26 protein-coding genes are annotated in these 24,835 nt (G+C 62.7%); 10 read left to right on the forward strand and 16 right to left on the reverse strand.

The features are described 5' to 3' along the window. Positions 1-231: 231 nt before the first annotated feature. The 5 genes from O987_RS14720 to O987_RS29235 all read right to left on the reverse strand — a co-directional run bounded on the left by O987_RS14720 (position 232) and on the right by O987_RS29235 (position 4,246). Positions 232-771, reverse strand: a complete 540-nt coding sequence (locus O987_RS14720) for a PepSY domain-containing protein (RefSeq protein ID WP_003054803.1) — start codon at positions 769-771, stop codon at positions 232-234. 213 nt (positions 772-984) lie between these two features. Further along, the gene (locus tag O987_RS14725) at positions 985-1,173 is read right to left on the reverse strand and encodes a hypothetical protein (RefSeq protein WP_003054801.1); all 189 of its coding nucleotides are present in this window, start codon (positions 1,171-1,173) and stop codon (positions 985-987) included. Positions 1,174-1,185: 12 nt separating this feature from the next. Next, the gene (locus O987_RS14730) at positions 1,186-2,883 is read right to left on the reverse strand and encodes an FAD-dependent monooxygenase (RefSeq protein WP_043373118.1); all 1,698 of its coding nucleotides are present in this window, start codon (positions 2,881-2,883) and stop codon (positions 1,186-1,188) included. Between the two features lie 187 nt (positions 2,884-3,070). Continuing rightward, on the reverse strand, positions 3,071-3,955 hold the full coding sequence (locus tag O987_RS14735) for a helix-turn-helix transcriptional regulator (RefSeq protein ID WP_043373120.1): 885 nt from the start codon (positions 3,953-3,955) through the stop codon (positions 3,071-3,073). Positions 3,956-4,078: 123 nt separating this feature from the next. Beyond that, positions 4,079-4,246, reverse strand: coding sequence for a hypothetical protein (locus O987_RS29235; RefSeq protein ID WP_003054798.1), 168 nt, complete (start codon positions 4,244-4,246; stop codon positions 4,079-4,081). Positions 4,247-4,422: 176 nt separating this feature from the next. Between O987_RS29235 and O987_RS14740 the strand changes: the two genes are divergently transcribed. After that, on the forward strand, positions 4,423-5,019 hold the full coding sequence (locus tag O987_RS14740; RefSeq protein WP_003054797.1) for an IMPACT family protein: 597 nt from the start codon (positions 4,423-4,425) through the stop codon (positions 5,017-5,019). A gap of 42 nt (positions 5,020-5,061) precedes the next feature. Here O987_RS14740 and O987_RS29240 read toward each other — a convergent pair whose 3' ends face one another. The 3 genes from O987_RS29240 to O987_RS14755 form a co-directional block, all read right to left on the reverse strand. Next, complete coding sequence (locus O987_RS29240; protein ID WP_034366843.1) at positions 5,062-5,211, reverse strand: hypothetical protein; 150 nt, start codon at positions 5,209-5,211, stop codon at positions 5,062-5,064. An 84-nt stretch (positions 5,212-5,295) separates the two neighbouring features. Then, positions 5,296-5,784 carry a DUF6882 domain-containing protein gene (locus O987_RS14750; RefSeq protein ID WP_043373123.1) on the reverse strand — a complete coding sequence of 163 codons (489 nt, stop codon included), beginning with the start codon at positions 5,782-5,784 and terminating at the stop codon, positions 5,296-5,298. 90 nt (positions 5,785-5,874) lie between these two features. Then, positions 5,875-6,834 carry a LysR substrate-binding domain-containing protein gene (locus tag O987_RS14755; protein WP_419177844.1) on the reverse strand — a complete coding sequence of 320 codons (960 nt, stop codon included), beginning with the start codon at positions 6,832-6,834 and terminating at the stop codon, positions 5,875-5,877. A gap of 116 nt (positions 6,835-6,950) precedes the next feature. On the opposite strand from O987_RS14755, the gene O987_RS14760 reads away from it, so the two are divergent. From O987_RS14760 to O987_RS14780, 5 genes are all read left to right on the forward strand, one after another. Further along, positions 6,951-7,598 carry a LysE family translocator gene (locus tag O987_RS14760; protein WP_043373127.1) on the forward strand — a complete coding sequence of 216 codons (648 nt, stop codon included), beginning with the start codon at positions 6,951-6,953 and terminating at the stop codon, positions 7,596-7,598. A gap of 143 nt (positions 7,599-7,741) precedes the next feature. Then, on the forward strand, positions 7,742-8,323 hold the full coding sequence (locus tag O987_RS14765) for a peroxidase-related enzyme (RefSeq protein ID WP_043373130.1): 582 nt from the start codon (positions 7,742-7,744) through the stop codon (positions 8,321-8,323). 124 nt (positions 8,324-8,447) lie between these two features. After that, positions 8,448-9,008 (forward strand): YceI family protein, encoded by a 561-nt coding sequence (locus O987_RS14770; RefSeq protein ID WP_043373132.1) that lies wholly within the window; start codon positions 8,448-8,450, stop codon positions 9,006-9,008. Beyond that, a complete protein-coding gene (locus tag O987_RS14775; RefSeq protein WP_043373134.1) occupies positions 9,005-9,742 on the forward strand; it encodes a YceI family protein in 738 nt (245 codons plus the stop codon). Before O987_RS14770 ends, O987_RS14775 begins: the two co-directional genes overlap by 4 nt. Further along, a complete protein-coding gene (locus O987_RS14780) occupies positions 9,739-10,326 on the forward strand; it encodes an SRPBCC family protein (RefSeq protein ID WP_043373136.1) in 588 nt (195 codons plus the stop codon). The genes O987_RS14775 and O987_RS14780 overlap by 4 nt, the downstream gene beginning before the upstream one ends. Before the next feature lie 161 nt (positions 10,327-10,487). Here O987_RS14780 and O987_RS14785 read toward each other — a convergent pair whose 3' ends face one another. From O987_RS14785 to O987_RS14820, 8 genes are all read right to left on the reverse strand, one after another. Then, positions 10,488-11,966 (reverse strand): RtcB family protein, encoded by a 1,479-nt coding sequence (locus O987_RS14785; RefSeq protein WP_043373138.1) that lies wholly within the window; start codon positions 11,964-11,966, stop codon positions 10,488-10,490. A gap of 114 nt (positions 11,967-12,080) precedes the next feature. Further along, positions 12,081-12,470, reverse strand: a complete 390-nt coding sequence (locus O987_RS14790) for a thiol-disulfide oxidoreductase DCC family protein (protein ID WP_003054782.1) — start codon at positions 12,468-12,470, stop codon at positions 12,081-12,083. Further along, a complete protein-coding gene (locus O987_RS14795; protein WP_003054780.1) occupies positions 12,467-13,012 on the reverse strand; it encodes a DUF4166 domain-containing protein in 546 nt (181 codons plus the stop codon). The genes O987_RS14790 and O987_RS14795 overlap by 4 nt, the downstream gene beginning before the upstream one ends. Next, positions 13,009-14,121 (reverse strand): saccharopine dehydrogenase family protein, encoded by a 1,113-nt coding sequence (locus O987_RS14800; protein ID WP_043373141.1) that lies wholly within the window; start codon positions 14,119-14,121, stop codon positions 13,009-13,011. The genes O987_RS14795 and O987_RS14800 overlap by 4 nt, the downstream gene beginning before the upstream one ends. A 67-nt stretch (positions 14,122-14,188) precedes the next feature. Then, entirely contained in the window at positions 14,189-15,511 is a 1,323-nt protein-coding gene (locus O987_RS14805; protein ID WP_043373144.1) for a sigma-54-dependent transcriptional regulator, read from the reverse strand. Positions 15,512-15,524: 13 nt separating this feature from the next. After that, positions 15,525-17,399 (reverse strand): ATP-binding protein, encoded by a 1,875-nt coding sequence (locus O987_RS14810; RefSeq protein ID WP_051962185.1) that lies wholly within the window; start codon positions 17,397-17,399, stop codon positions 15,525-15,527. Positions 17,400-17,455: 56 nt separating this feature from the next. Continuing rightward, entirely contained in the window at positions 17,456-18,745 is a 1,290-nt protein-coding gene (locus O987_RS14815; RefSeq protein WP_043373147.1) for a dicarboxylate/amino acid:cation symporter, read from the reverse strand. A 309-nt stretch (positions 18,746-19,054) separates the two neighbouring features. Then, positions 19,055-19,477 (reverse strand): acyl-CoA thioesterase, encoded by a 423-nt coding sequence (locus O987_RS14820; protein WP_003054770.1) that lies wholly within the window; start codon positions 19,475-19,477, stop codon positions 19,055-19,057. 260 nt (positions 19,478-19,737) lie between these two features. On the opposite strand from O987_RS14820, the gene O987_RS14825 reads away from it, so the two are divergent. The 4 genes from O987_RS14825 (at position 19,738) to O987_RS14840 (ending at position 24,764) form a co-directional block, all read left to right on the forward strand. Further along, positions 19,738-21,441 (forward strand): electron transfer flavoprotein-ubiquinone oxidoreductase, encoded by a 1,704-nt coding sequence (locus tag O987_RS14825; protein ID WP_003054769.1) that lies wholly within the window; start codon positions 19,738-19,740, stop codon positions 21,439-21,441. A gap of 537 nt (positions 21,442-21,978) precedes the next feature. After that, a complete protein-coding gene (locus tag O987_RS14830) occupies positions 21,979-22,947 on the forward strand; it encodes an ABC transporter substrate-binding protein (RefSeq protein ID WP_043373149.1) in 969 nt (322 codons plus the stop codon). Positions 22,948-23,061: 114 nt separating this feature from the next. Beyond that, the gene (locus O987_RS14835; RefSeq protein ID WP_043373151.1) at positions 23,062-23,946 is read left to right on the forward strand and encodes an ABC transporter permease; all 885 of its coding nucleotides are present in this window, start codon (positions 23,062-23,064) and stop codon (positions 23,944-23,946) included. A 23-nt stretch (positions 23,947-23,969) separates the two neighbouring features. Next, the gene (locus tag O987_RS14840) at positions 23,970-24,764 is read left to right on the forward strand and encodes an ABC transporter ATP-binding protein (RefSeq protein WP_003054766.1); all 795 of its coding nucleotides are present in this window, start codon (positions 23,970-23,972) and stop codon (positions 24,762-24,764) included. The last annotated feature ends 71 nt before the right edge of the window (positions 24,765-24,835 follow it).

Below are 24,835 nucleotides of genomic sequence, written 5' to 3' on the forward strand. Positions count from 1 at the left end.
GGGCTTTATATGGCCTCATGGCCTATGCGGAGAAAGAACCCGTCAGTGTACTTTTCCGCCCTCGGCCTTGCACGAGCAAGGTCTTGCGAAAAAAGGGCTGAAACTCTGAACTTCATAGCAGCCAGCGCTTGTGACCATTGAAATTCAATGCTTAAAACATCTTAAACCTTTGATTGACAAGCGCCAGATACTCACTTATTAATAGCATCAAAATCCCGCCGCCACGCTGCCTCAATCCTTTTCCTGGCCCGTGACGGCACCGGTGACCGGGTCCAGCCGCAGCTTCATGACCGTCTGGTCGGCCCGCAGCAACTTGACCTTGTAGCTAGTCCTGCCCCAGTCCGAATCCAGCTGGGCCTCCAGCGGCTTGCCCGGCAAGGAGGCAACGGCGGCATCGACCGCCTGCGCCAGCGTGATCCGGGTATCGGCCAGACGCTTGACATGCTTGGCCTCGGCCCGTCCCTTGTTCTTCTCCACGGCGGCATCGCCGGTGCTGGCATTCACACGCAGCCTGATTTCCTCGTTCGCCGGCGACACCAGGGTGACCGCGTAATAAGGAGCGGCGCCTTTCTTGCCCTCTTCCAGCTCGGCGTCTATCGCGTTTCCGGAAACGACGGCCTGGGCTTTCTCGACGGCCTGGGTCAGGCCGATCTGGACGGCGCCGGTCAGGGCCAGCCATTCGGCAGCCGATCTGGCCAGGGCCGGAGCCGCGCTCCATCCGGACAGACTCAGGGTGGCAGCTAGCAGCAAGGTGCTGGAACGCAATCTCATGAACCCATCCTCCGGCAGTGGCGACCCTTGCAGTCTGCCCCGATTCCGGAGCTCGGGCTTGTCAGATATCAAGCCGTATCGACTTTGAGAAAATCCATGCAAAGCCTTTGCCAGACAAAGCGTTCTCGCTATGACATTCAAGAGTCCCGTGCAAACAGCCCGCCAGGGCCGGTCCTTGGCGGGCTGCAATCGGATCGGAAACAGGCCGCTGGCTTACAGATCGCGCTGGGCTGCGGCAATCAACTCGCCGAACTGGCCGGCATCACCCAGCCGATTGGCGGCCAGCAGCGCCAGCTTGACCAGCAGCAGCTCGGACTTGTCCGCGCCCACGGCATCGATGGCGACAGCCAGCTGGTCGTACACGGTCTCCAGACCGGCGATATCAAGGGTGGTGGGTTTCATTTGCATCTCTCCTCAGGCGGGCAGGGCCGCCTTGAATGCCGCTTGCAGGCGATTGGCGTCCAGCGCCATCCAGCGCGCACAGACATGTTGATCGGGACGCAGCAGATAGGCAGCGCCATCTGCCATCACGCCATAGCGGGCGCGGCAACGGCCTTCGCTGTCGTCGAGCACCAGATCGGCACCCTGTATCGCGCTGGCGACCTGGCTGCTGACGGCAATCAGGCGCACGCCGATGCCGCGAGCCCTGATCCCGGCCACGACCGCTTGCAGTTCGGCAGGTATCGCCTTGCCGTTCGTGAAATACAGCAGATCGAAGCCGCCACCCAGATGGTCGAGCAGATAGCTGTCCGGCGCAAAGCGTACGTTCAGAGGCGGCGCGCCGTGGGCGGGGCCGGCCTTGAACAGCAGATTGTCGTCGCCCATGCTGTTGAGCGGCGAGCCGCCGTACTCATGCGGGCGCGAGGTGCGCCAGTGGTAGAGCGGGCCGACAAAGGGCTGGCTCAGCGACAGGGACAGCACGGCATCGCGCAGCAGTCTGAAGCCTCGGCTCGGCGGTGCCATGAAACGCGTGCTCTTGCCGGCCTCCTCCACAATCTCGCGGGCCGCACCCACGCGCTCGCTACTGTAGCTTTGCAGCAGCGCGGCGCTGGCCGCCCCCTTGGCGACGAGTGCCAGACGCCAGCCCAGGCCCTGGGCATCCTGAAAACCGGTGTTGGCGCCGCGCACGCCGAAGATGGGCAGCATATGGGCGGCGTCGCCCGCAAAGATCACGCGGCCATGCACATAGTCGGGCAGGGTCAGCGCGCGGGCCGAGTAGACGGAGCTCCAGTCCATCTCCCAGGGCGTGCCGCCAAAGCCGATCATCTCCAGCTGCGCATCGATGCGCGCCTTCAGCGACTCGGGCCTGAGCGCATCCTCGGGATCTTCGCCAGCAGGCAGCTGGTAGTCCACACGCCAGATGCCATGCGGCTCGCGGTGCATGAGGATGGTGTTGCCCGGGTTCCATGAGGGATCGAAGAATGCGAGGCGCTCGGTGGGCAGGGGCAGGTCGATGCGAATGTCGGCGATCACGAAGCGGCCCTCGTAGGAGGCGCCCTCCATCAGCAGACTCATGGCCGTGCGAATCCCGGAGCGGGCGCCGTCGCAGGCCACCAGCCAGTCGGCCCGCAGCTCATAGCTGCCTTCAGGGGTATCCACTTCCACCCAGGCCTGCTCGCCCTTTTGCTCGACCTTGCTCACGCGATTGCCCCAGCGCAGCTCGATCAGCGGGTTGGCCTGCGCTGCATCGACCAGGTATTCCTCCAGGTACTGCTGCTGCAGATTGATCATGGGAAAGAAGCGGTCGTCGTCGGCACGCGCGTTCTCCATGCGAAACACGCGCTGGCCGCGATAGATGCTGTTGCCGTAGCACCAGGGCAGTCCGGTCTCCGTCACGCGCTGGGCCACGCCCACCTGTTGCAGGATTTCCATGGAGCGGCGCGTGAACACGATGGCACGACTGCCTTCGGACACCTGCAACTCGGACTCCAGCACCACGCAGCGCTGGCCGTGGCGGGCAATCTCCAGCGCTGTGGTCAGGCCCACTGGGCCGGTGCCGACGATGACGATGGGGTGGTTTTGCTCGCCCGGATGCCGGGAGGCGAGCCAGGGCTGGTGCACCTGGTACTGGTAGTAGATGGAGCAGCGTGGCTCGGCAAATGGCTGGTGCATGTTCTTGTCTCCTGGGGGCGCTGTTGTGGTCAAACCGGTGCGCGTTCATCCCCTTTGCGGTCTGGTTTGCAATGCAGTGTAGAAAAGCAGCCCACCGCCGATGTCACCAGATGGAGACAACATCTATTCCAAGTCAAATTTCAATGGAATCAGCCTTCATCCCTTTTCCATCAATCGATGGCAGCTATCAAAGTTGACCATCGACAGCTTCGGCAGGCTCCATCAGCAACGCAAAAAGCTCGCGCTGCCCCTGCACGCCCAGCTTGGCGCAGACGCGCTTGACATAGGTGCGCGCGCTGCTGACGGTAATGCCCAGACGCTGCGCCAGCGCATCGGCATCCAGGCCCTGGGCCAGCGCCCGCACCACATCGAGGTCGCGCGGCGTCAGTTGCTCGAAGCGCCTTGCCAGTCGCGCCAGCACCAGCCCGACCAGATCGTCCTGCAGCGTCTGCCCTGCGTAGTGCAGACGCATGGCCTGCATGACCAGGGGCGCGAAAGCCTCGATCCGGGCAATGGCTGAGGCGTCGAAGCTGCCATGCTCCTCGCCGCGGTACAGGTTCACGGAGAGCCAGCGCGCGTTTTCCTGCAGCATCAGCAGCGACAGCCGCTCGGCGATGCGCGGCAGCTCATAGCAGACATGACGGTATTCGGGATGCTGCACATCGCGCGGACCCTGGCGATGCAGCCAGACGCGCGGCTTGGCATGCGGGTCCTTGGCAAGGCGTGCCAGCTCGGCCTGCATCACGCGCTGCGAACCGTCGAGCGGATAGAAGCGTTCGCTGTAATCCTGGGAAATCATGGGCAGTGCCCCCGTGCGCGCCCTGTCGCCCATGCCCACCACGCGCGGCCTGGCCATGCCCTGGAAGGAGAAGATCGTGCACTGCGCCAGCGGCACATGGCTCCCCAGCAGTTGCAGGATCTGCCCGGCCACGGCATCGCTGCTGTTGCGCCCCACCCTTTCCATCATGGCCGTCACATCGGCCAGAGCCACGGGCAACTGCGCTGCCTGCGCGGCAGCCGGCAGCAGCATCCAGTGCGAGGAATCGGGAAACGGCGCGCAGCAGGCATTCATAGACCGCGATTCTCGCCGCTGCAGCGCGGCTGCGGACAGGAAAAACCGGCTGTCCCTTTCAGGAGCGGCCGGCCTGGCTTGTGGCGGAAATTGAGGCAGAAAATGCGGTCGGGCTCTGGCGCCCTACCACTCGCCCACATTGCGTATGCGCTGCAGCAGCTCCCATTCGTCTTCGGCAGCCGCAGCCTGCAGGGCCTGAGGCTCTGCCAGTTCCTGGGCCAGCGGAGGCGGCGTGAAGTGTTCACGGCCAAAAGTATGTTCGCTCAGTGACTCTGGGTGCGGATGGTTCATGATGGCCTCCTTTGCTCGAAGCTTAAGCCTCGAAGCGGGCCGCTCCTGTAGGAATTGGCTTAAGGACACTGTCGAGCAATCCCCACAGGCCGCGTCGTCGTGTCATGGATATGTCACAACTGCCATCATCGTGCCATGCTGCTCGGCCCCGACTTTGCGGTTATGCTGCCGCCGCTATGCCTCAGACCCTTCGTGCACCCGTCTCCAGCGAACTCATCATCAAGAAAAGCCGCTTCATCGGCTGCGTGCAGCCGATGACGGACCGGGCCAGCGCACAGGCCGTGGTGGATGCACTCTGGCGCGAGCATCCGGGCGCGGCCCATGTCTGCTGGGCCCTGCTGGCAGGCGGTCAATCGGCCGCCGTGGATGACGGCGAGCCCAGCGGCACGGCAGGCCGCCCCATGCTGGATGTGCTGCGCCATCAGGACCTGGAAGGCGTGCTGGCCACCGTGGTGCGCTATTTTGGCGGCGTCAAGCTCGGCGCCGGCGGACTGGTGCGCGCTTATACCGATGCCGTGGCACAGGCCTTGCTGCAGGCCGAAAAAGTCGCCATCCAACGCATGCAGACCTTGCGGTGCACGGTCCCCTATCCGCTGGAAGGTCTGGTGCGGCGCATGGCCGACACGGCAGGCGCGGAGTTGCTGGAGGTCGATCATGGTTCTCTGGTGCGCTTCACGCTGCAGATGCCCGAGGCCGATGCCGCCCAGTTTGTCAGCACCCTCAATGAAAGCGGCCAGGGCCGCATTGGATGGCTCAAGCCCGACGAGCTATAGGAAGCAAAAAACCCGCCTGAGCGGGTTTCTTCAGCAGCCTTATCAGCAATTGCCTTTTTTGGCCTGGCCCGGAGGGCAGCCATGGGGATGGGGCTTTTTGTAGCCATCGTCGTAATACCCGCCGCGGCCGTCATAGACCGCGCAGCCGCTGAGCACCCATAGGGTCGCAGCCAGCGCAAGCATGGTTTTCATGGGTTGGACCTTTTTCTGATTTTTCGGAGCGCCAGTCTAGAGGCGATCCCGCTCGCCTTCTGTCAACAATCTTTTCTGCAGCTCTCAATTGGCAGACTGCTGCTCGGCCGCCACCTGCAGGTGCAGCAAGGTGAAATACAGGGTCACATCGCCCTGCTGGTCGATGAAGGTGCCCACGGCGCGCTGCAGGCGGGCGGCAATGCACAGGCACTCCATGGCCTCAGGACGGCCGCCGGGAATCCTGGCCGTGGTCAGCAGTGCCAGCTGGTTCTGGCGACCGAAGTCATGCACGACCTCCAGCGCTTCGCCATGCTGTCTGGGAATGGCTTCATTAGCCCAACTCCAGACAAAGCTGCCGTCCTGCTCGCTGCTGGTGCCCACCAGGCAGACCGTGGCAACCACCTCATGCAGCGGAGCTTCCAGTGCCAGCAGCGCACGTTCGAGATCCCAGCGGTACTTGGGGCTGCCCTCCAGGCCGAACTGCCGAGGCCATTCAGCATTGCGGGCCTGCATCATTTCGACGGCCTCACGGCTCCAGGCGGCCCAGTCGGTGGTTTGTGCGTCGTTGCTCATCGCGTATCCATTGCTTTTCAACAGAGCGCATTGTCAGGCAAGAAGCGAGCATGCCGGGGCGTGGAACCCTATGCACCCGCAGGCCTGCGTTCAGTTCTTCATCTGCTGCGCTATCCAGTCAGCCAGAAGCTGCTGCACCGAGCCGGCAACCCAGCCTTGCGGGGCCAGCAGACAGTATTGCGAGCCGTCCGGCACAAAGCCCAGCGGCGCCACCAGCCGTCCGGCGGCTATATCGTCCTGCACCAGCAACTGCGGACCCATGGCCACGCCCAGACCCGCTGCGGCGGCCTGCAGGCTCAGGTAGAAATGCTCAAGCACCAGAGCGCCGGCTGCTTGTGCTTGCCCCAGCTGCATCGGGAGCTGAAGAGACACAGATTGACACCAATCCGCCCAGGCTCCGGGTCGCGTCCTGCTGTGCAACAGCGCCGCCCCGCCCCGCAGCTCCAGGCTGCCATCCGCCTTCGAGGCAAAGAACTGCTCCAGCCGGTCCGGCTGGCAGACCGGCCCCATGCGCTCTGCGCACAAGGGCTGTACATGGACGTTGCGCCCCCAGTCGAAGTCGTTACGGCGTATGGCCAGATCGATGCCGCGCGCCCATTCGACGGTACCGCCGCCTGCGACCAGATGCACGATGTGCTGCGGGTAGCGAGCCTGAAAGTCGCCCCAGCGCGGAATCAGCCAGCGCATGAGCAGCGTGGGTTCGCAGGACAGCAGCAAAGGCCTGTCGGCCACCTGCCGGCGCACCGCTTCTGCCGCGCGCGCCATCTGCGCCAGCCCGACATGCACGCCATCGAACAACAAGCGGCCTGCGGCATTGAGAAACACGCGGCGATTGCGGCGCTCGAACAGCGGCGCCCCCAGCTCCTGCTCCACCGCGCGCACCGCACGGCTGATGGCGCCATGGGTCAGGTGCAGCTCGTCGGCAGCGCGGCTGAAACTCTCCAGCCGTGCTGCGGCTTCAAAGCAGCGCAAGGCCACCAGCGACGGCATGCGCTGAGGACTGACCGCGGTTATCTGTGATCCAGATTCACTATTTTCTTGAGAAATCATCGTTATTCAAAAAGCTATAACCGCCCTAGAGTTCAGGCCCATAGAGCGCTGGATGCCATTTTCCCGCAGCACAGCCATCAAACAAACAGCAATTAAAACTCAACCAAACACATAGCATGAACGCCTGGCCTACCGTGATTCTTGTCACCTCTCTTGCCGTCATCAGTCCCGGCGCCGACTTCGCCCTGGTCACCCGCACCAGCCTGATGGAATCGCGCCGTGCAGGTCTCTGGGTGGCGCTGGGCATTGGCAGCGGTGTGCTGATCCATGTCGCCTATACCCTGCTGGGACTGGGCCTGGTCCTGCAGCGCCTGCCCTGGCTGTTCGACCTGCTCAGATATGCGGGTGCAGCCTATCTGGTCTGGCTGGGAATTTGTCTATGGCGCGGCGCCAGCCGTGCAAGCGTGGGTTCGTCAAAGCCTGCCCGCGGTGCTGCAACCGGCCATGCTGCCGGCTTCTCGCTTTTTGCCCTGGGTTTTCTGACCAATGCACTCAACCCCAAGACCGCGCTCTTTATCATCAGTCTGTTCATGCAGGTCGCCGGCCCTGCCGTGCCCATGACCAGCCAGTTGGCCTACGGACTCTTCATCGCACTGACCCATGTGCTGTGGTTTGCGCTGGTCGCCTGCTTTTTCTCCACCCCGGTGCTGCAACTCAGGATGCAGGCTGTACGCCCCTGGGTGGACCGCAGTCTGGGCCTTGTGCTCATGGGCCTGGGTGGGTTGCTGATCGGCGCCAGCACCACACGGCAAATTCAATTTTGATAGCTGCAGGTAATTGATATGAAAGGGCTTCAAACCAAAAAGGTGCTCAATAGCAGTATATGCAACGTAAACGACAGCTTTGGAGCGCTCACCCATGCCATGCTTGGTCGGTATCAGTGAAAAAGCCAGAGGAGACCAGCACCATGAAGAATCGCTACCCCTTCCCCGATCTGAACAGCCTGCCGGAAGACATCAGGCAGCGCATTGCCGAAGTGCAGGAAAAAACCGGCTTCATCCCCAACGTGTTTCTGGCCTTTGCACGCCGCCCGGCAGAGTGGCGGGCCTTTTTTGCCTACCACGATGCGCTGATGCTCAAGGAGGAAGGCAGCCTGAGCAAGGGCGAGCGCGAGATGATCGTCACCGCCACCAGTGCCGCCAACCAGTGCCTGTTCTGCGTGGTGGCCCATGGAGCCATCTTGCGCATTCACGAGAAAAAGCCGCTGATTGCCGATCAGATAGCCGTCAACTACCGCAAGGCCGATATCAGTCCTCGCGAACGGGCGATGCTGGACTTTGCCATGAAGGTCTGCCTGCACAGCCAGGATATCGACGATGCCGATCACGAAGCGCTCTATCCCCACGGCTTTGACGACGAGGATATCTGGGACATCGCGGCCATCACCGCCTTCTTCGGCCTGTCCAACCGCATGGCCAGTTTTGCGGGCATGCTGCCCAATCCGGAGTTCTACCTCATGGGTCGCGTGCCGCGCGAGAAAAAGGCCTGAAGCCAGCGGCAACAGGCGGTAACTCGTTGGCTTCAATCTGTGCAATAGGCGCCGGAATGGCGCATCATCCCTCGCAGAGCAGCGGCCGAACCGGCAAAGCGCTGCTTGCCGGAGGCCTATCGAGATGCGAAAAACCGTTTGCTGCCTCGCCGTGCTCGCGGCGTTCTGCGCCACAGCGGCTCATGCTGCCACCTGGCAACTCGAGCCAGGGCCCGATAACCGGCTGGAGTTCACTGCCACCTTCGAGAAGACGCCGGTGACGGGGGTATTCAAGGACTTCAGCATTCGCTTTGATTTCGACCCGCAGCAAGCTGCCGACAGACACCTCAACGTCCGCATTCGTGTCAGCAGCGCCGATATGAACAGCAAGGACATCAACCAGGCCATCGCCGGCATGGACTGGTTTGACTTTGCCCGCTATCCAGAGGCGGTCTTCGATACCCGCGAAATCCTCGGCACGCCGGGCACTGACCGTCATCTGGCACGCGGCACGCTGCTGCTGAAAGGCGTTCGGCAGCCGCTTGCGCTGCCGTTCAGCTGGAAGCCCGAGCAGCGCCTGATCGAGGGCGAATTCCTTACCCGCCGCACCCTCTTCGGCATAGGCACAGGACAGTGGCAGAGCAGCGACGCCGTGGGCGACGAGGTGAAAGTGAAATTTCGCGCCCGGCTGCGCGAGCTGCCATGAAGGCCGTCAAACCGCAGATTGCGGTCCTGATGGTTCTGATGGCCCTTGTGACCCTGATTGCGGGATGCTCCCAACCGGGGCTGGAAGCCGTGCCGCCCACCAGCCCGCAGGCAAGGCCTGCCGACTTTCCTGCAGCCTTCTACGAGCAGGCCGCAGCCAGCGGTCAGCAGGTACTGAAGGTAGACACCTCGCGTTCACTGGTCTCCATCACTGTGCGTCGCGCTGGCGCCCTGGCCAGCCTGGGGCACGATCATGTGATTGCCAGCCGGCAGCTGCAAGGCTATGTGGCGCCCCGGTTGGGCCGGGCCGACCTGTATGTGGCGCTGGACAGTCTCTCGGTCGACGAACCCGCTCTGCGTGCCGCTGCGGGCCTGGACACCCAGCCCAGCGCCGCCGATATCGAGGGGACCCGCGCCAATATGCTGAGCAGGGTGCTGCAGACCCAGCTCCATCCGTTTGCACGCGTTCAGGTGCGCACCACCCCGAATGCGGACGGCGAGGTCGTGCTGGTCGTGGAACTCACCGTCCACGGAGTCACGCGCAGCCTGAGCGTTCCGGCCCGGATCGTGAAGGAGCAAGGTGCTATCCGTATCAGCGGAGCGTTGAGCATCGATCAATCAGACTTCGGCATCACGCCTTTGTCCATCCTGGGCGGCGCCATCCAGGTCCGGGATAGGCTCGATCTGAGCTTCGAAGTGCTCGCCGGCCCAATGAAGCGGGAATCCGGATCATGAGACCAGGGAGTTGGCGTGCCCCGAGCGCAGCGCTGCTGCTGATCTGCTGCGGCCCGCTGGTGTCGGCACAGCAGCTGCAGATCGAGACCGCCGAGCAGGATGAAGCCGTGCTGGTAAACGCCTCGGCCATCATGCAGGTCAGGCCGGCCACTGCCTGGAGCGTGATTTCCGACTACGAGCATCTGGCCGAATTCGTGCCTGGAATGCAAAGCTCTCGCGTGCTGCAACGCAACGGCAACCAGGTGGTGGTGGAGCAGAAAGGCAGTCTGGGATTCCTGTTCTTTCGCCAGGCCATCGAAATCAGGCTGGCCGTGAACGAATGGCCGCATCAGCGCATCATCGCCCATGCGGTAGGCGGCAATCTCAAGCAGATGGACGGCAGCTATACCCTGGAAACCCTGGCGGACGGCCGTGTACGCCTGAGCTATAGCGCCCGCCTGGTTCCTGCGTTCACCATCCCCCCGCTGCTCGGAAAAGCGGTGGTGCGCCAGTTGCTGACGCGCCAGTTCAAGGCACTGGTGGATGAAATCCTGCATCGCGAGGCATTGAGCCTCGGAAGCGACAGCCTGCCATCAAAAAATTAGCGCAAAGCCTCTCATTGCGAGGAGTACTACCGGATTTTCCGTGACGATCCGCCAAAGCAGTCCAGGGCGTATCCAAGCCTGCACAGAGAGCGATTTGCCTGGCCGCCGGGAAGCCATGACTGCCGGCATTCGTTCATCAAGCGCCGACAGCCATGGCGTTTTCAGGCCTTGAAAGTCAGCCAAGGCTTCAATTTCAGGCTCGCCCGGATCAGCCCCGCCTCCTCCTGCGCCTGCAGCACCGGTCCCACGGGTTTGTAGGCACTTGGAGCCTCCTCGATCAAGCGCTCCTCGCGCAGCGTGATGCACTGCCACATGGACTCGATCAGCGGCTGCTTCATGCGGCGTGTGTCCTGTCTGCGCACCTGCCGACCTGCGCCGTGGCTGCACGATTGCAGCCAGTCTTCATGGCCCAGGCCCTTGACAAGGAAGGAGTAGTCGCCCATGGAGCCCGGAATCAGCGCCCACTGGCCGTCGTGCGCCGGGGTCGAGCCCTTGCGGTGCACATTGAACTCGCCTTCGGTCATCACCACGTTGTGCGGCACATCCACAATCAGGCGCGATGCATCGGGCGCGGCAATGTCCTCCAGTTCTTTGCGCACCAGCTCGGCCAGCGCCATGCGGTTGAACCATGCATAGCGCGCGGCCACGCCCATGGCCTGCAGGTAATCCTGGGCCAGCGCACCGCTCAGACCATACAGGCCGTGCCGCGGGTGCTTGATGCCTTGCGGCCATTGCTGCCTGGCCAGATCCATCCAGCGGCGGCCGACATAAAAGCCGACATCGCGCGAGCCGGTATGGATCATCACCGTGACATCACCCTTCTTGAGCCCTGCCGCATAAGCGGCGTGGCGATCGAAAATCTCATCGACCACGCAGAACTCCAGAAAATGATTGCCGCTGCCCAGGTCGGCGGCAGACGGCGGGCGCAACAGCTCACGCGCCTGCAGCAGGGCTTCGGGCGCGTAACGACTGCGGCCCGCAAAGCCTTGCAGTCCCACGCAGCCGGCCAGCTCGGCCTGCAGGCGATCGCGATTCACGCCCTGCCACAGGCCAGCATCAGGCAAGTGTTCAATAAAGGCATCCGGGCCCTCGTCGAACAATGCCTTGAAGCCTGCGCTGCGCACGGGTACATCGCGCCCGTTCTGCAAGATGACCCGGGTCAGACGCTGGACGATGGTGGTTCTGTGCAGCTCGGCCTGCGCCTGGGTCAGGCCCGTGCTCAGCAGGCGTATGCCGCAGTTGATATCCGTGCCGATGGCAGCAGGAATCACGAAATCCGGCGATGTCGCCACCACGGCCCCCACTGGCGCAATGCTGCCGGGGTGAAAGTCCGGCGTGGCACAGGCTTTGCAGACTGCGCCATGGCCCTGCGGGTCGGCGACCGAGGCAAACTCCAGCAACTGGCTGACGGCCTTGTGCTCCAGCGGCAGACTGTCAGGCAGCAACACAGTGGCGGCCGCCTGCTCGTTATGGATTTGATAGATGTGGTCCCGATACGAGACCTGGATGCCCTGACGTGACAGAGCTTTTTGCAGTCGGGAAAGCTTCCCGGAAAGATGGGGCATGATGCTGAGAAAAACAGGTACGCAACAGCGCATCTCCGAATCTGGGAGATGCAACGCACCTTCGAGCAGCAGCATCAGGAAGGATGGGTAAGCCGCAGATTCTAATGATTAGCGGCCCGGCCGCCAAGCATCGGTGTTGCCGGCAGGCTGCAGTGCACTTGATGGGCCAAGGCACTTTTCATCAGGACTTCAATCAAGAAAGCGCGCTGCCACGGCCGGGTCCGGCATCAGGCATTGCTCGCTTTTGCCAAACCAGCGGTAGCGGTTTCTGGCAATCAGGCGATAGAGCGCATCGCGCAATGCAGCGGGTATCAGTCGGAACAGCGCTGTCAGGCGCCAGGGCCAGCCCAGCGCGTGCAGCACGCGCAGGATGGCATCGGTGTGCTGCCAGGAACACTTGCCGTCGACCAGCAGCAGGGTTTGCAGACCTTCCAGGCGCAGGCCCGCATCGGCCAGCAGCTTGCCGCCTGCCTCTCCCTGGATGGCGGCGAACTGAAAAATGCCATGCTTGTCGTGCTTGAGCAGAAACTGCACCCAGCCGTTGCACAGCAGGCATTGCGCATCGAAGACCACAATCATTTTTTCTCCTCGGGCAGCCGCAGGTGGCCTCGGTAACTGGCCACTACGCCAATCAGCGGGACTGCCGCCTCGATATGAAACTGCAAGCGCTGCCCGACCCCGGTTTCCTCGGCCACGATGCGCGGCGCCAGCCAGCCCGGACAAGGGATGCCCAGAAAATACAGGCGCTGCAGTCGCATGTGCAGCCGTCCATCCACCGCCCGCAGGGCAAAGCACAGCCGCGCTGGCCCGAGACGCTCGACCAGGCCGCCTTGGTGCAAATGCATGCTGGAGCGCATGACCTGCTCGGGGAAGATGCGAGTCCAGGTCTCGGCGTCCGGACTGGCCTGCAGCTCGAAATGAATCTCCCCCTCAACGGCCGTGCGCGGCGTACCCAGGGCCAGGCCCAGCAACCTGGCCAGCAGCGTCCGGGGCGCGCCGGTCTGCACCCTGCCCTCCAACTCATGCTCGCCCTGCAGGCGGTGAAAGCGCTGCAGCACGGCATCGAGCCTGCCGAACTCTTCACCCATGGCCTGCTGAAACAAGGAAGCGCTCTGCGTCATGGGGCCAGCTCCTGCATCCGGATGTCCAGCCCCCGAGCCTCGGCCATGAAGTCCTGAAGCGTCAGCAGCCCCATGCAGGGCCGGGCACCAGGCGCCAGCGCAGCACCTGCTGCCAGCTTGCGCACCAGTGCACTGGCTGCCAGCGTGGGAACATAGGGCCCGTCGCCGGAGCCCGCCGTCAGCACCCAGCTACGCTGGCTGGCTTGCCCCTGTGCATCCAGCCCACTGACGGTGACATGCATGGCACCCACATCACTGCCCCGCTTCTTGAACCAGTCCGCCATGCGCTTGAGCGTGCTCGCATGGATGGACCAGTCGCGCACCAGCCCTTGGTGCGCCAGACAGGCCATGGCGTTCATGCCTCGGTGCAGAAGCGGCAACTCAAGCCCCGCGCCAAATCTGACAGAACAGTTCTGATAACGACGCGGCAGCAATGCAAGATCGGGCACATCGCAGGCCGACAGCAGCCGCCGCCCCACGGGAGCCGGATAGTCATGTGCATAGCTGCGCAGCCAGCCGATCACGGCCTGCTGGCCCGCACCGGGCAGTGGCTTGCCGCAATAGCTGAGGATGGCAGCGACGGTGGACAGGCCTCTGTCCGTTCGATTGCCCGGGCTGATGCCGATGTCGATATGGTCGACGCGAGCCATGCTCCTAGCCAGCGCATCCACCACCGCCGAGGACAGCGCCGGCACCGAGCTGGCACCACTGAGCAGCAGCACGCCGGCAGCTTTGGCCTGCGGCTCGAGCTGGTCTATGCCGCAGACAAACTCACGTCCATCGGCCAGATCCACATAGTGCACGCCGACCTGGGCACAGGCCAGGGCCACGCGGTAGTCCTGCCCCTGAAACGGGCCCGAGGTGTGAATGAGCGCATCCACCGCCAGGGCCTTGAGCCGTTCTTGCAGCCCCGGAGCCATCACGTCCAGCACCGCATGGCTCAGGCTTGCGCGGGCATCCCGGGCCAGACCTTCAAGCAGCGCATGCGCCGCAGAAGCCGAGCGCCCTGCCACCACGATGTGCAGACCGCTTTGCCTGGCCAGGCTGGCAACCAGGCGACTGCCGAAGAAGCCATAAGCACCAACGACCATGACCTTGAATTCACGCATGCCCCAGTGTAGCTGGACGCAAGTTCCGCCCTGCAGCCCAGACACGGCAGACGCCTTCATGGCCGGCTCACAGCCCGTGCTTGCGAATCTTGTCGTGCAGCGTGGTCTTGGGAGTGTGCAGCGCCTGCGCCGTGCGCGTCAGATTGCCTTCGTTGTTGCGCAGGGCTTCGGAAATCAGGGAACGCTCTATGGACTCCATGGTCGACGCCAACGAAGCAGCAGTCCCGGGCGTGGCGCCCGACGGGGATATGCCGGCATCCAGCCCCAGCGTGATGCGCTCGGCCGTGTTGCGCAGCTCGCGCACATTGCCGGGCCAGTCGTGGGCCAGCAAGGTCTGAAGACGCTGCGGCGTCAGTTCGGCCACAGGTCGCTGGTGGCGGGCCGCGGCCTGCAGCGCGAAATGCTCGAACAGCAGCGCAACATCCTCGCGGCGCTCACGCAGCGGGGGCAGGTTCACGGTCGCCACATTGAGACGATAGTAGAGATCGGAACGAAACAGGCCCTGGCGGCTGAGCTCCAGCAGATCGACCTTGGTTGCCGCAATCACGCGGCAATCCACGGGAATGAGCGTGTTCGATCCCAGACGCTCCAGCACTCTTTCCTGCAGCACGCGCAGCAGCTTGGCCTGCATGGCCAGGGGCATGCTCTCGATCTCGTCGAGAAACAGCGTGCCACCGCTGGCATGCTCGATCTTGCCAATGCGCTTTTTGCCTGCGCCGGTAAAGGCCCCGGCCTCGCTGCCGAACATTTCGCTGTCGAACAGGGTTTCCGGCAGACCGCCGCAGTTGATGGCGACGAAATTGCCGCTTTTGCGCCGGCTGGACTCGTGCAGGCTGCGCGCGACTCTTTCCTTGCCGGTGCCGGTTTCACCCCAGATCAGCACATCGGCCTCGCTGGCCGCAAGGCTCTGCAAGGTACTACGCAGCTGCTGCATGGGCAGCGACCGCCCCAGCAACTGGTGCTGCAGCACATCCCGGCTCTGCAGTTGCTGACGCAGGCTGCGCACCTCCAGCACCAGACGACGTCGCTCCAGCGCACGGTGCACGGTCTCCACCAGGCGCTCAGGCGCAAATGGCTTTTCCAGAAAATCGGCCGCACCATCCTTCATGGCCTGCACGGCCATGGAGATATCGCCGTGACCGGTGATGAGAATCACGGGCAGCTCGGCGTCCAGCGCGCGAATCGCGGCCAGCAGCCCCAGCCCGCTCATCTGGGGCAAACGGATATCGCTGACCACCACGCCGGCGAAATCCGGCGACAGGCGCTTTAGCGCCTGCTCGGCACTGCTCGCACAGACGCAGTCCAGGCCCTCGAGGCGCATGGTCTGCTCGCAGGCCATGGCGACATCGGCATCGTCTTCAACGATCAGGACTTGGAGGGATGGGTTCATGGGCAGCAGGCAATCAGGACAGCGGCCGAGTATCCACCAAGGGAAGGCGCAGCGTGAAGATGGCCCCGCCTTCCGGATGGTTGCCGCCGCTCAGGCCGCCACCTGCTGCATGGGCAATTTCTGCCGACAGCGGCAGGCCCAGACCCAGTCCCAAACCCTCGGGCTTGGTCGTGAAAAAGGGCTCAAACAGCCGCGCCTGAGCCTGCTCGCTGAGTCCGGGGCCATGATCGCGCACCGTGATCTGTGCCCAGGCACCGGACCGGTTGCAGGCAATTTCCACGCACCGCGTGCAGCCGCCCTGCACGGCGTCCAGCGCGTTGCTCAGCAGATTGATCAGCACCTGCTGCACACGATTGGCATCGCACCAGGCACTCAGCGCGAGATCCGAAGGCTGTCGCACGATCATGACGCCGCTTTGCGCAATGCGCGGCTCCAGCAGGGTCAGAGCGCCATCGACCACCTTGGCCAGTTCGACCTGTGCCGGCTGACCCGCGGACTTGCGCGCAAAGTTGCGTAGCTGTCCGGTAATACGTCCCATGCGCTCCGTCAGCTCGGCCATGCGCTGCAGATTGCTGTGCACCATCTCGCCCTGGCCGCGCTCCAGAAAACGCTGGCTGTTGCCGGCAAGCGCCCGCAACGCCGCCAGGGGCTGATTCAGCTCATGGGCCACTTCTGTGGAGAGCTGGCCGATGACGGCCAGTTTGCCAGCCTGCACCAGCTCATCCTGCGCAGCGCGCAGTGTGGTCTCGGCATGCATGCGCTCCACAACCTCCTGCTGAAGTGCCAGATTGGCGTTCTGAAGATCGGCCGTGCGCTGCTGCACTTTCTGCTCCAGCACCTCGTTGGTCTGCTTCAGAGCCTGCTGGGCCGCCAGTTGCTCGCGCACATGCCTGCGCCGCTGATAGAGCAAAGCCCCCAGCAAAAACATCAATGCAATCAACACCCCGGTCACCCATGCACGGCTCGCCGCCAGCTGCAATGCAACACTCAGGGGAGACAGCACGGTGATCTGCCAGGGCGTGCCGGCCAGCGGCGTGGACTGCGCCAGAAAGCGACCCGCACTCGGCCCTGCCGCGGCATCCTTGAGATCAGGAATGCTGACCTGCCTGATACCCGTGGCACCGCTCACACCTCCCCAGCTCAGCGACCTCAGATTCAGACGGTTGTATTTCTGCGACGCTTCCAGCTCCGCGCGTCTTGCTTCGTTCAGCGGCTGCAAGGTGGCAAAGCGCCAGGCAGGCATGTTGCTGAGGATGACCACGGTGTTTTCATCGCTGACCATTACCGGCGACTCTGCGCTGGCCCAGGACTGCTCGAGCTGCGCCAGCCCGACCTTGACCACCACCACGCCATGCAGCTCGCCCTGGCCCAGGGTCGTGGTCAGGTAATAGCCAGGCTCACCACGCGTGGTGCCGACACCGAAGTAGCGCCCCCGCCCTTCCCGCAGCGCCTGCTGGACATAGGGCCTGAAGCCGAGGCTCTCGCCCACAAAGCTGTCAGCGCGGCGCCAGTTGCTGGCGGCCAGCACAAGACCCTGGTGATCCAGCATGTAGACGCTGAGCGTGCCCGCTCGGCGGCTCAGCTCTTCCAGATAGAGGTTGGCACGGGATTGCAGCGTTTCGTCGCCTGGCGATTTCAGCAGGGACAGGATCTCGGGCTGCAGGGCCACCACATCGGGCAGAAAGGCAAATTTGTCGATCTCGCGCCGAAGGCTGGCTGCATAGAGATCGAGGCGGTTGTTGCCGGCTGCCGCCACCGTCTCGAGACCGATCTTGACAAAGCCCTGATAGCCCAGCCAGCCGCCCAGGCTGCTTGCAGCCAGCCAGAGCAGGATCAGCAAAGCAGCGCGCAGGTGCGGGGGCAGGAAAGCTAGCATGGTGCGGGCCATGTTAGCAGCGCCCGACACAGCGGCAGGCAGTAAGTCGGGCAAGGCGGGGGTCAGGCTCAGGCGCGGGCGGCCTCGGCCATGATCACGGGCTGGGCTGCCGAGTCCGTGGAAGACTCCGGAGCTTCATCGCCTTCCCATTTGGCCACCACGGCAGTGGCAATGGCGTTGCCCAGCACATTGGTCAGGGTGCGACCCATGTCCAGGAAGTGGTCGATGCCCAGAATCAGCAGGATGCCGGCTTCCGGCAAACCGAACATGGGCAGCACGGCAGCCACCACCACCAGCGAGGCGCGCGGCACGCCGGCAATGCCCTTGCTGGAAATCATCAGCACCAGCAGCATGGTCAGCTGTGCGGTCAGCGACATCTCGATGCCATAGGCCTGAGAGATGAAGATGGCCAGAAAGGTGGTGTAGATCATGGAGCCGTCGAGGTTGAACGAGTAACCCAGCGGTAGCACAAAACCGGTGATGCGTGGCTTGATGCCGAATTTCTCCAGCTGCTCCATGAGCTTGGGCAGCGTGGATTCGCTGCTGGCCGTGAAAAAGCCCACCAGCACCGGGCCGCGAATCAGCGACAGCAGACGGAAGACATCCTTGCCCAGCACCACATAGCCGGCACCGATGAGCAGCACCCACAGCGCGGCCAGCGCAATATAAAAGCCCAGCAGGAACTTGCCGAACACCAGCAGCATGCCTAGTCCGTGGGTGGCAATGGTGCCGGCGACAGAGCCGAACACGCCCACGGGCGCAAAGCGCATCACATATTCGGTCACGCGCAGCATGACATGCGAGGTCTCTTCCATCAGATCGACCAGCATGTGCTTTCTCTGGTGGTTCAGATAGCCCAGGGCAATACCGAAGAACAGCGCGAACACGAGGATCTGCAACACCTCATTGGTGGCCATGGCCTCGAAGATGTTCTTGGGAAAGACATGGGTGATGAAATCCTTGAAGTTCAGCGCACCGGTCTTCAGACCCAGGCTCTCGGCATTCGTGGGAAGCTCCACGGTCAGGCCGTGGCCGGGTTGCAGCACATTGGCAAACACCAGACCCAGAAACAGCGAGCAGAACGAAGCCGCGATAAACCAGCCCAGCGCACGACCACCCACGCGGCCCACGGAACCGGCATCGCCCATATTGGCCAGGCCCGCCACCAGCGTGGCAAACACCAGGGGCGCGATGATCATCTTGATCATGCGCAGGAATACGTCGGTGAGAATGCCGAAATAGCCGGCAATATCTTTGGCAGTCTCCGGTGTCGCGGCGTTGGCGTGGACGAGATAGCCCACGACCACACCCAGAACCATGGCCAGCAGAACCATGATGGTCAGGCGATTGGATTTCATTTCTTGGAATCTTGGTATGCGTTGTTTGAGTCGCTGCCGGAATCCAGGCCTTGCAGGCACCGGGTTCTGACAGCGACAACAAACCGAGACGGACCGCCGACGCAACCGAGGTTTCGTCAGCCAGGTCCAGCCCCAGTCTCACTTGGTCAGCCGCAGCGAAGCGGCGTGCCGTCCTTTAAGCACATACCGTGCCAGCCAACAGATCACAGCCAAGTCTTTGATTTGCTTATATTCAAAATACTTTTTTGCATAACAAGAATCGGATTTCCGGACAGCACCCGGACAGATGTACGGAATTCCGAACAATACTCAGGCTGTGACTGCCGAACGTATCCAGTCCGGCAGCGCAGCGGCTTTCTGCCTGGGAAAGTCCACCCAGATCACCGTGCCTCCGCCGGCGGCGCAAATGACTCCCGGCTGTGCCACACGCTCCATCGTGGCCCAGGTCTCGAACGTGGTGCGCGCGGGATCGCTGACAAACATCTTGAGCAGCACCTCGTCGGGATAGGCCAGCTGCTGATAGAAATTGCAGAAGGCGTTGACGATGACCGGCCCCTGCCCTGCGGGATCCGGATTCAGACCCATGCCGCGCATCCAGTCGATACGGGCAGTCTCCAGGTAACGGAAGTACTGTGCATTGTTGACATGGCCCATGGCGTCCATATCACCCCAGCGCACGGGAAAGCGCGTTTCATAGACCTGTTTCTTGTGCTCTGGCAACTCGATTTTCATGCCGCTATGTCTCCTGATTGAACGAGGTCTGCAACTGCCTCATCATCCCCTTGTTCTAGTTTCTTTGAGGGATGGCGTGCCCCGGGGGGAGCACTAGCCTATGGACTTTGCCGCAACACTGATTGATGCGCTGTCGCCAAATCTGCACGGTCGTGCCGGACTGTCAGCATAGAATCGCCCGCATCGTGGTTTTTGCAGACGCACCTGCCAAAGCCGCGCACGCCAGTTTTCCCAATCCAATATCAAGCGAGACTTTCCCGATGACAAACGAAGAGATCCTGGCCCAGTACGGCCCGCGAGAGGCCATGGAATATGACGTGGTCGTGGTCGGTGGAGGCCCAGGCGGCCTGGCCACTGCCATTCGCCTCAAGCAGCTGGCGGCCGAAAAAGGTCAGGATGTCTCCGTGGTCGTGCTGGAAAAAGGCTCGGAGCCCGGAGCCCATACTCTCTCGGGCGCCATCATGGATCCTCGCGCTCTGACCGAACTGATCCCCGACTGGAAGGAAAAAGGGGCCCCCCTGAACCAGCCGGTGACCGAAGACGCCATGGTCTTCCTCGGCGAGAAGAGCTCTCTGCGCACGCCCAACTGGCTGCTGCCCAAGTGCTTTCATAACGAAGGCAACTACATTGTTCGCCTGGGCTTTGTCACCAAGTGGCTGGCGGAACAGGCCGAAGCCCTGGGCGTGGAAATCTTCCCCGGCTTCACGGCCGCCGAAGTGCTCTACAACGAGGACGGCTCCGTCAAGGGCGTGGCCACCGGCAATATGGGCATCAGCAAGGAAGGCGAGCCCACGGGCGACTTCCAGCTGGGCATGGAGCTGCACGGCAAGTACACCATCTTTGCCGAAGGTGCGCGCGGCCATCTGGGCAAGCAGGTCATCGCCAAGTATTCGCTGGACGCCAACCGCGACCCGCAGACTTACGGTCTGGGCATCAAGGAACTCTGGGAGATCGACCCCCAGCGTCACAAACCCGGCATGGTGCTGCACACTGCCGGCTGGCCCATGAAGAGCGACACCTACGGTGGTGCCTTCCTCTATCACCTGGAAGACAATCTGGTCACGCTGGGCTTCATCACCGGTCTGGACTACTCCAACCCCTATCTGTCTCCGTTCGAGGAGATGCAGCGCTGGAAGACCCATCCCAATATCCGCTACTACCTGGAAGGCGACGAAGCCAAGGGCATCAAGCCCGCCAAGCGCATCAGCTACGGTGCGCGCGCCATCACGGCCGGCGGCATCTCCAGCCTGCCCCGCTTTGTCTTTCCCGGTGGAGCATTGGTGGGCTGCGAAGCCGGCTTCCTCAATGTCAGCCGCATCAAGGGCAGCCATGCCGCGATCAAGACCGGCATGCTGGCCGCCGAAGCCGCCTACGCCGCCATCGTCGCCGGTCGCCAGGGCGACGAGCTGACGGCCTATACCTATGCGTTCGAGAACAGCTGGCTCTATGAAGAGCTGTGGAAGGCGCGCAACTTCAAGGCCTGGTTCAAGAAGGGTCTGACCACGGCCACCGTGATGAACGGCCTGGAGCAGTTCGTGCTGCGCGGCAATATCCCCTGGACGCTGCATCGCAACAAGCCCGACCACGCCTATCTCAAGCCCGCCGACGAGTGCACCCCCATCGAGTACCCCAAGCCCGACGGCAAGCTGACCTTCGACCGCCTCTCCAGCGTGTTCATCAGCAGCACCAATCATGCGGAGAACCAGCCGGCCCACCTGACGCTCAAGGACGCCAGCGTTCCTGTCGCCGTGAACCTGACCAAGTTCGCCGGCCCCGAGCAGCGCTACTGCCCCGCAGGCGTGTATGAGTTCGTGGAGGACGAGGCCGATGCCGGCAAGCAGCGTCTGCAGATCAATGCGCAGAACTGCGTGCACTGCAAGACCTGCGACATCAAGGATCCGACGCAAAACATCGTCTGGGTCACACCCGAAGGCGGAGGCGGCCCCAACTACTCGGGCATGTAAGCCATGCGATGGCATTCGGCGGCAGCCGCTGCCGGATGCACTCCCCAAAAGCCTGCGCCAGTTCCGACTGCGCAGGCTTTTTTCATGGGCTGAATGTTTTTAGCAACGCAGCCCGTCAAATGCCCACAAATTTGCAGCATCCTGAAAATTCTCAGGCCACAGCAAGGGCCGTGAATCTCCCAATGGAGATCGGCTTGCGGCCGGGAAGGCGCTGCGACCAAAAAACAGGCAATCGCCTCAATATCCTTGACCTGGGCAAATCAAACGCAGGAAAAATGCAGTAAAAAGCAGAAACCCTGCCCCACTCAACGCAATATTGCGCGCCATTGAATAGCATCCGCACACACAAACACCAGTCAAATAGCGCTTTGCGCAGCTTTCATGCCATTTTTTCGCGATCATCGTATAGGGATAAACAAGGTTATCTCAATTGCGAAGACAGCCAGATCGGTGCAGTAGACTTTGCCGCGAGGCGACGCGCATCGAGTCCTGCCGTCTTAATTCACCTGGAACACACAACAAACGCTGGAGATACACATGAAGCAGCTGTCCTTGGCCCGCATGGGCGCACTGGCCCTGGCAATTTCCGCCATGTCGGGTGCCTATGCCGCCGACACCAAGTCCGTGGCCGTGACCGCCATTGTTGAACACCCTGCCCTGGATGCGGTGCGTGACGGCGTCAAGGACGCCCTGAAGGCTGCCGGCTACGAAGAAGGCAAGGCCCTGAAGTGGCAGTACCAGAGCGCACAGGGCAATACCGGTACAGCAGCCCAGATCGCCCGCAAGTTCGTGGGTGACAAGCCTGACGCCATCGTCGCCATCGCCACGCCTTCCGCTCAGGCCGTGATCGCGTCGACCAAGACCGTGCCCGTGGTGTTCTCGGCCGTGACCGACCCCGTGGCCGCCAAGCTGGTCCCCAGCTGGGAGCCTTCCAAGAACAACGTGACCGGCGTGTCCGACCTGCTGGCACTCGACAAGCAGATGGAACTGGTCAAGCAGGTCGTGCCCAATGCCAAGCGCATCGGCATGGTCTACAACCCCGGCGAAGCCAACTCCGCCGTGGTCGTCAAGGAGTTGCAGGCCCTGCTGCCCAAGATGGGTTGGACCCTGGTGACCGCTGCCGCGCCCCGCTCGGTGGACGTCTCCAGCGCCGCACGCTCGCTGGTGGGCAAGGTCGATGTGATCTACACCAACACCGACAACAACGTGGTGTCGGCCTACGAATCGCTGGTCAAGGTGGGCCAGGACGCCAAGATTCCTCTGGTGGCCTCTGACACCGACTCCGTCAAGCGCGGCGCCGTGGCTGCCTACGGCATCAACTACCGCGACCTGGGTGAACAGACCGGGCGCATGGTGGTGCGCATTCTCAAGGGCGAAAAGCCCGGCGACATCAAGCCCGAAGTCTCCACCAAAATGGAACTGTTCGTGAATCCCGGCGCTGCCGAAAAGCAAGGCGTGAAGCTGTCCGACGCGCTGATCAAGTCCGCTGCGACCGTGGTCAAGTAATCCACTCCCCTGTCGCCAGCACTGCCACCAGGCAGTGCCAGCGCAGCGGCAGGTGCCGTGGCAACATGGCCCTGCCGATTTTTTTAGACGTTTGCCGCGCCTGTCGCTCTCTCTATGTCTTTATTTTCCATCCTCGGTGCCATTGAAATTGGCCTGATCTTCAGCCTGGTGGCGCTGGGCGTCTTCATCTCCTTTCGCTTGCTGCGTTTTCCCGATCTGACGGTCGACGGCAGCTTCCCCCTCGGTGGTGCGGTCTGCGCCATCCTGATTTCCTCGGGCACCAACCCCTGGCTGGCCACGCTGGCCGGCACGGCTGCCGGTGCCGTGGCCGGCTTCATCACGGGCTGGCTCAACGTCAAGCTCAAGATCATGGACCTGCTGGCCTCCATCCTGATGATGATCGGCCTGTACTCGGTGAATCTGCGCATCATGGGCGGCCCCAACGTGCCGCTGATCAACGAACCCACGCTGTTCACCATGCTGCAGCCGGCCAACATTGACGACTATGTGATGCGCCCGCTCATCATGCTCGGCTTCGTCATCGTGGCCAAGCTGGCTCTGGACTGGTTCTTTGCCACCGAGCGCGGCCTGGCCATCCGTTCCACGGGCTCCAACGCCCGCATGGCCCGCGCCCAGGGCGTCAACACCGGCGCCATGATCTTGCTGGGCATGGCGATCTCCAACGGCCTGGTCGGCCTGGCAGGCGCACTGTTCGTGCAGACCCAGGGCGGCTCCGACATCTCCATGGGCATCGGCACCATCGTCATCGGTCTGGCGGCCGTGATCGTGGGCGAGACCATACTGCCTTCGCGCAAGATCATCTGGGCTACGCTGGCCGTGGTACTTGGCGCCGTGGTCTACCGCTTCTTCATCGCGGCAGCCCTCAATATCGATGCCATCGGCCTGAAGGCGCAGGATCTGAACCTGGTGACGGCAGTGCTGGTGACCATCGCACTGGTGATTCCGCAAATCAAGAAAAAGCTGAGCAAGCGCAAGTAAGAAGAAGGACGGCGGAGAACACCATGCTGAACGCACAAAACCTCGAACTCACCTTCAACCCTGGCACGCCGATCGAAACCCGCGCGCTGCGCGGCCTGTCGCTGTCGATTCCCGACGGTCAGTTTGTGACCGTCATCGGCTCCAACGGCGCAGGCAAGTCCACGTTTCTGAACTGCGTCTCGGGCGACCAGAGCGTGGACAAGGGCAAGATCGAAATTGCCGGCATCGACATGACGCGCATGCCGGTATGGTCCCGCTCCAAGCAGGTGGCCCGGGTGTTCCAGGACCCCATGGCCGGCACCTGTGAAGACCTGTCCATCGAAGAAAACATGGCACTGGCGCACGAGCGCGGCAACTTCCGCGGCTTGTCCAAGGCCGTAAAAGCCAGCAATCGCGATCTGTATCGCGAGCGCCTGGCCACGCTGGGTCTGGGCCTGGAAAACCGCCTGACCGACCGCATCGGCCTGCTCTCGGGCGGACAGCGTCAGGCCGTGAGCCTGCTGATGGCGGCGCTGCAGCCTTCGCGCATTCTGCTGCTGGACGAGCACACTGCCGCTCTGGACCCACGCACCGCCGACTTTGTGCTGCAGCTGACAGCGCGCATCGTGCAGGAAGCCAATCTGACCACCATGATGGTGACGCACAGCATGCGCCAGGCGCTGGATGTGGGCACGCGTACCGTCATGCTGCACCAGGGCAATGTGGTGCTGGACGTCAGCGGCGAAGAGCGATCCAGGATGGATGTGCCCGACCTGCTGCACATGTTCGAGAAGGTGCGCGGCGAAAAGCTGGCCGACGATGCATTGCTGCTGAGCTGAGCCAGAAACCATCAAAGCAATAGCTGCTAACGCTTTATCCATAAGCGTTAGCAGCTATTTTCATATCAATT

The organism is Comamonas testosteroni TK102, assembly GCF_000739375.1.
Lineage (GTDB): Bacteria > Pseudomonadota > Gammaproteobacteria > Burkholderiales > Burkholderiaceae_C > Comamonas > Comamonas brasiliensis.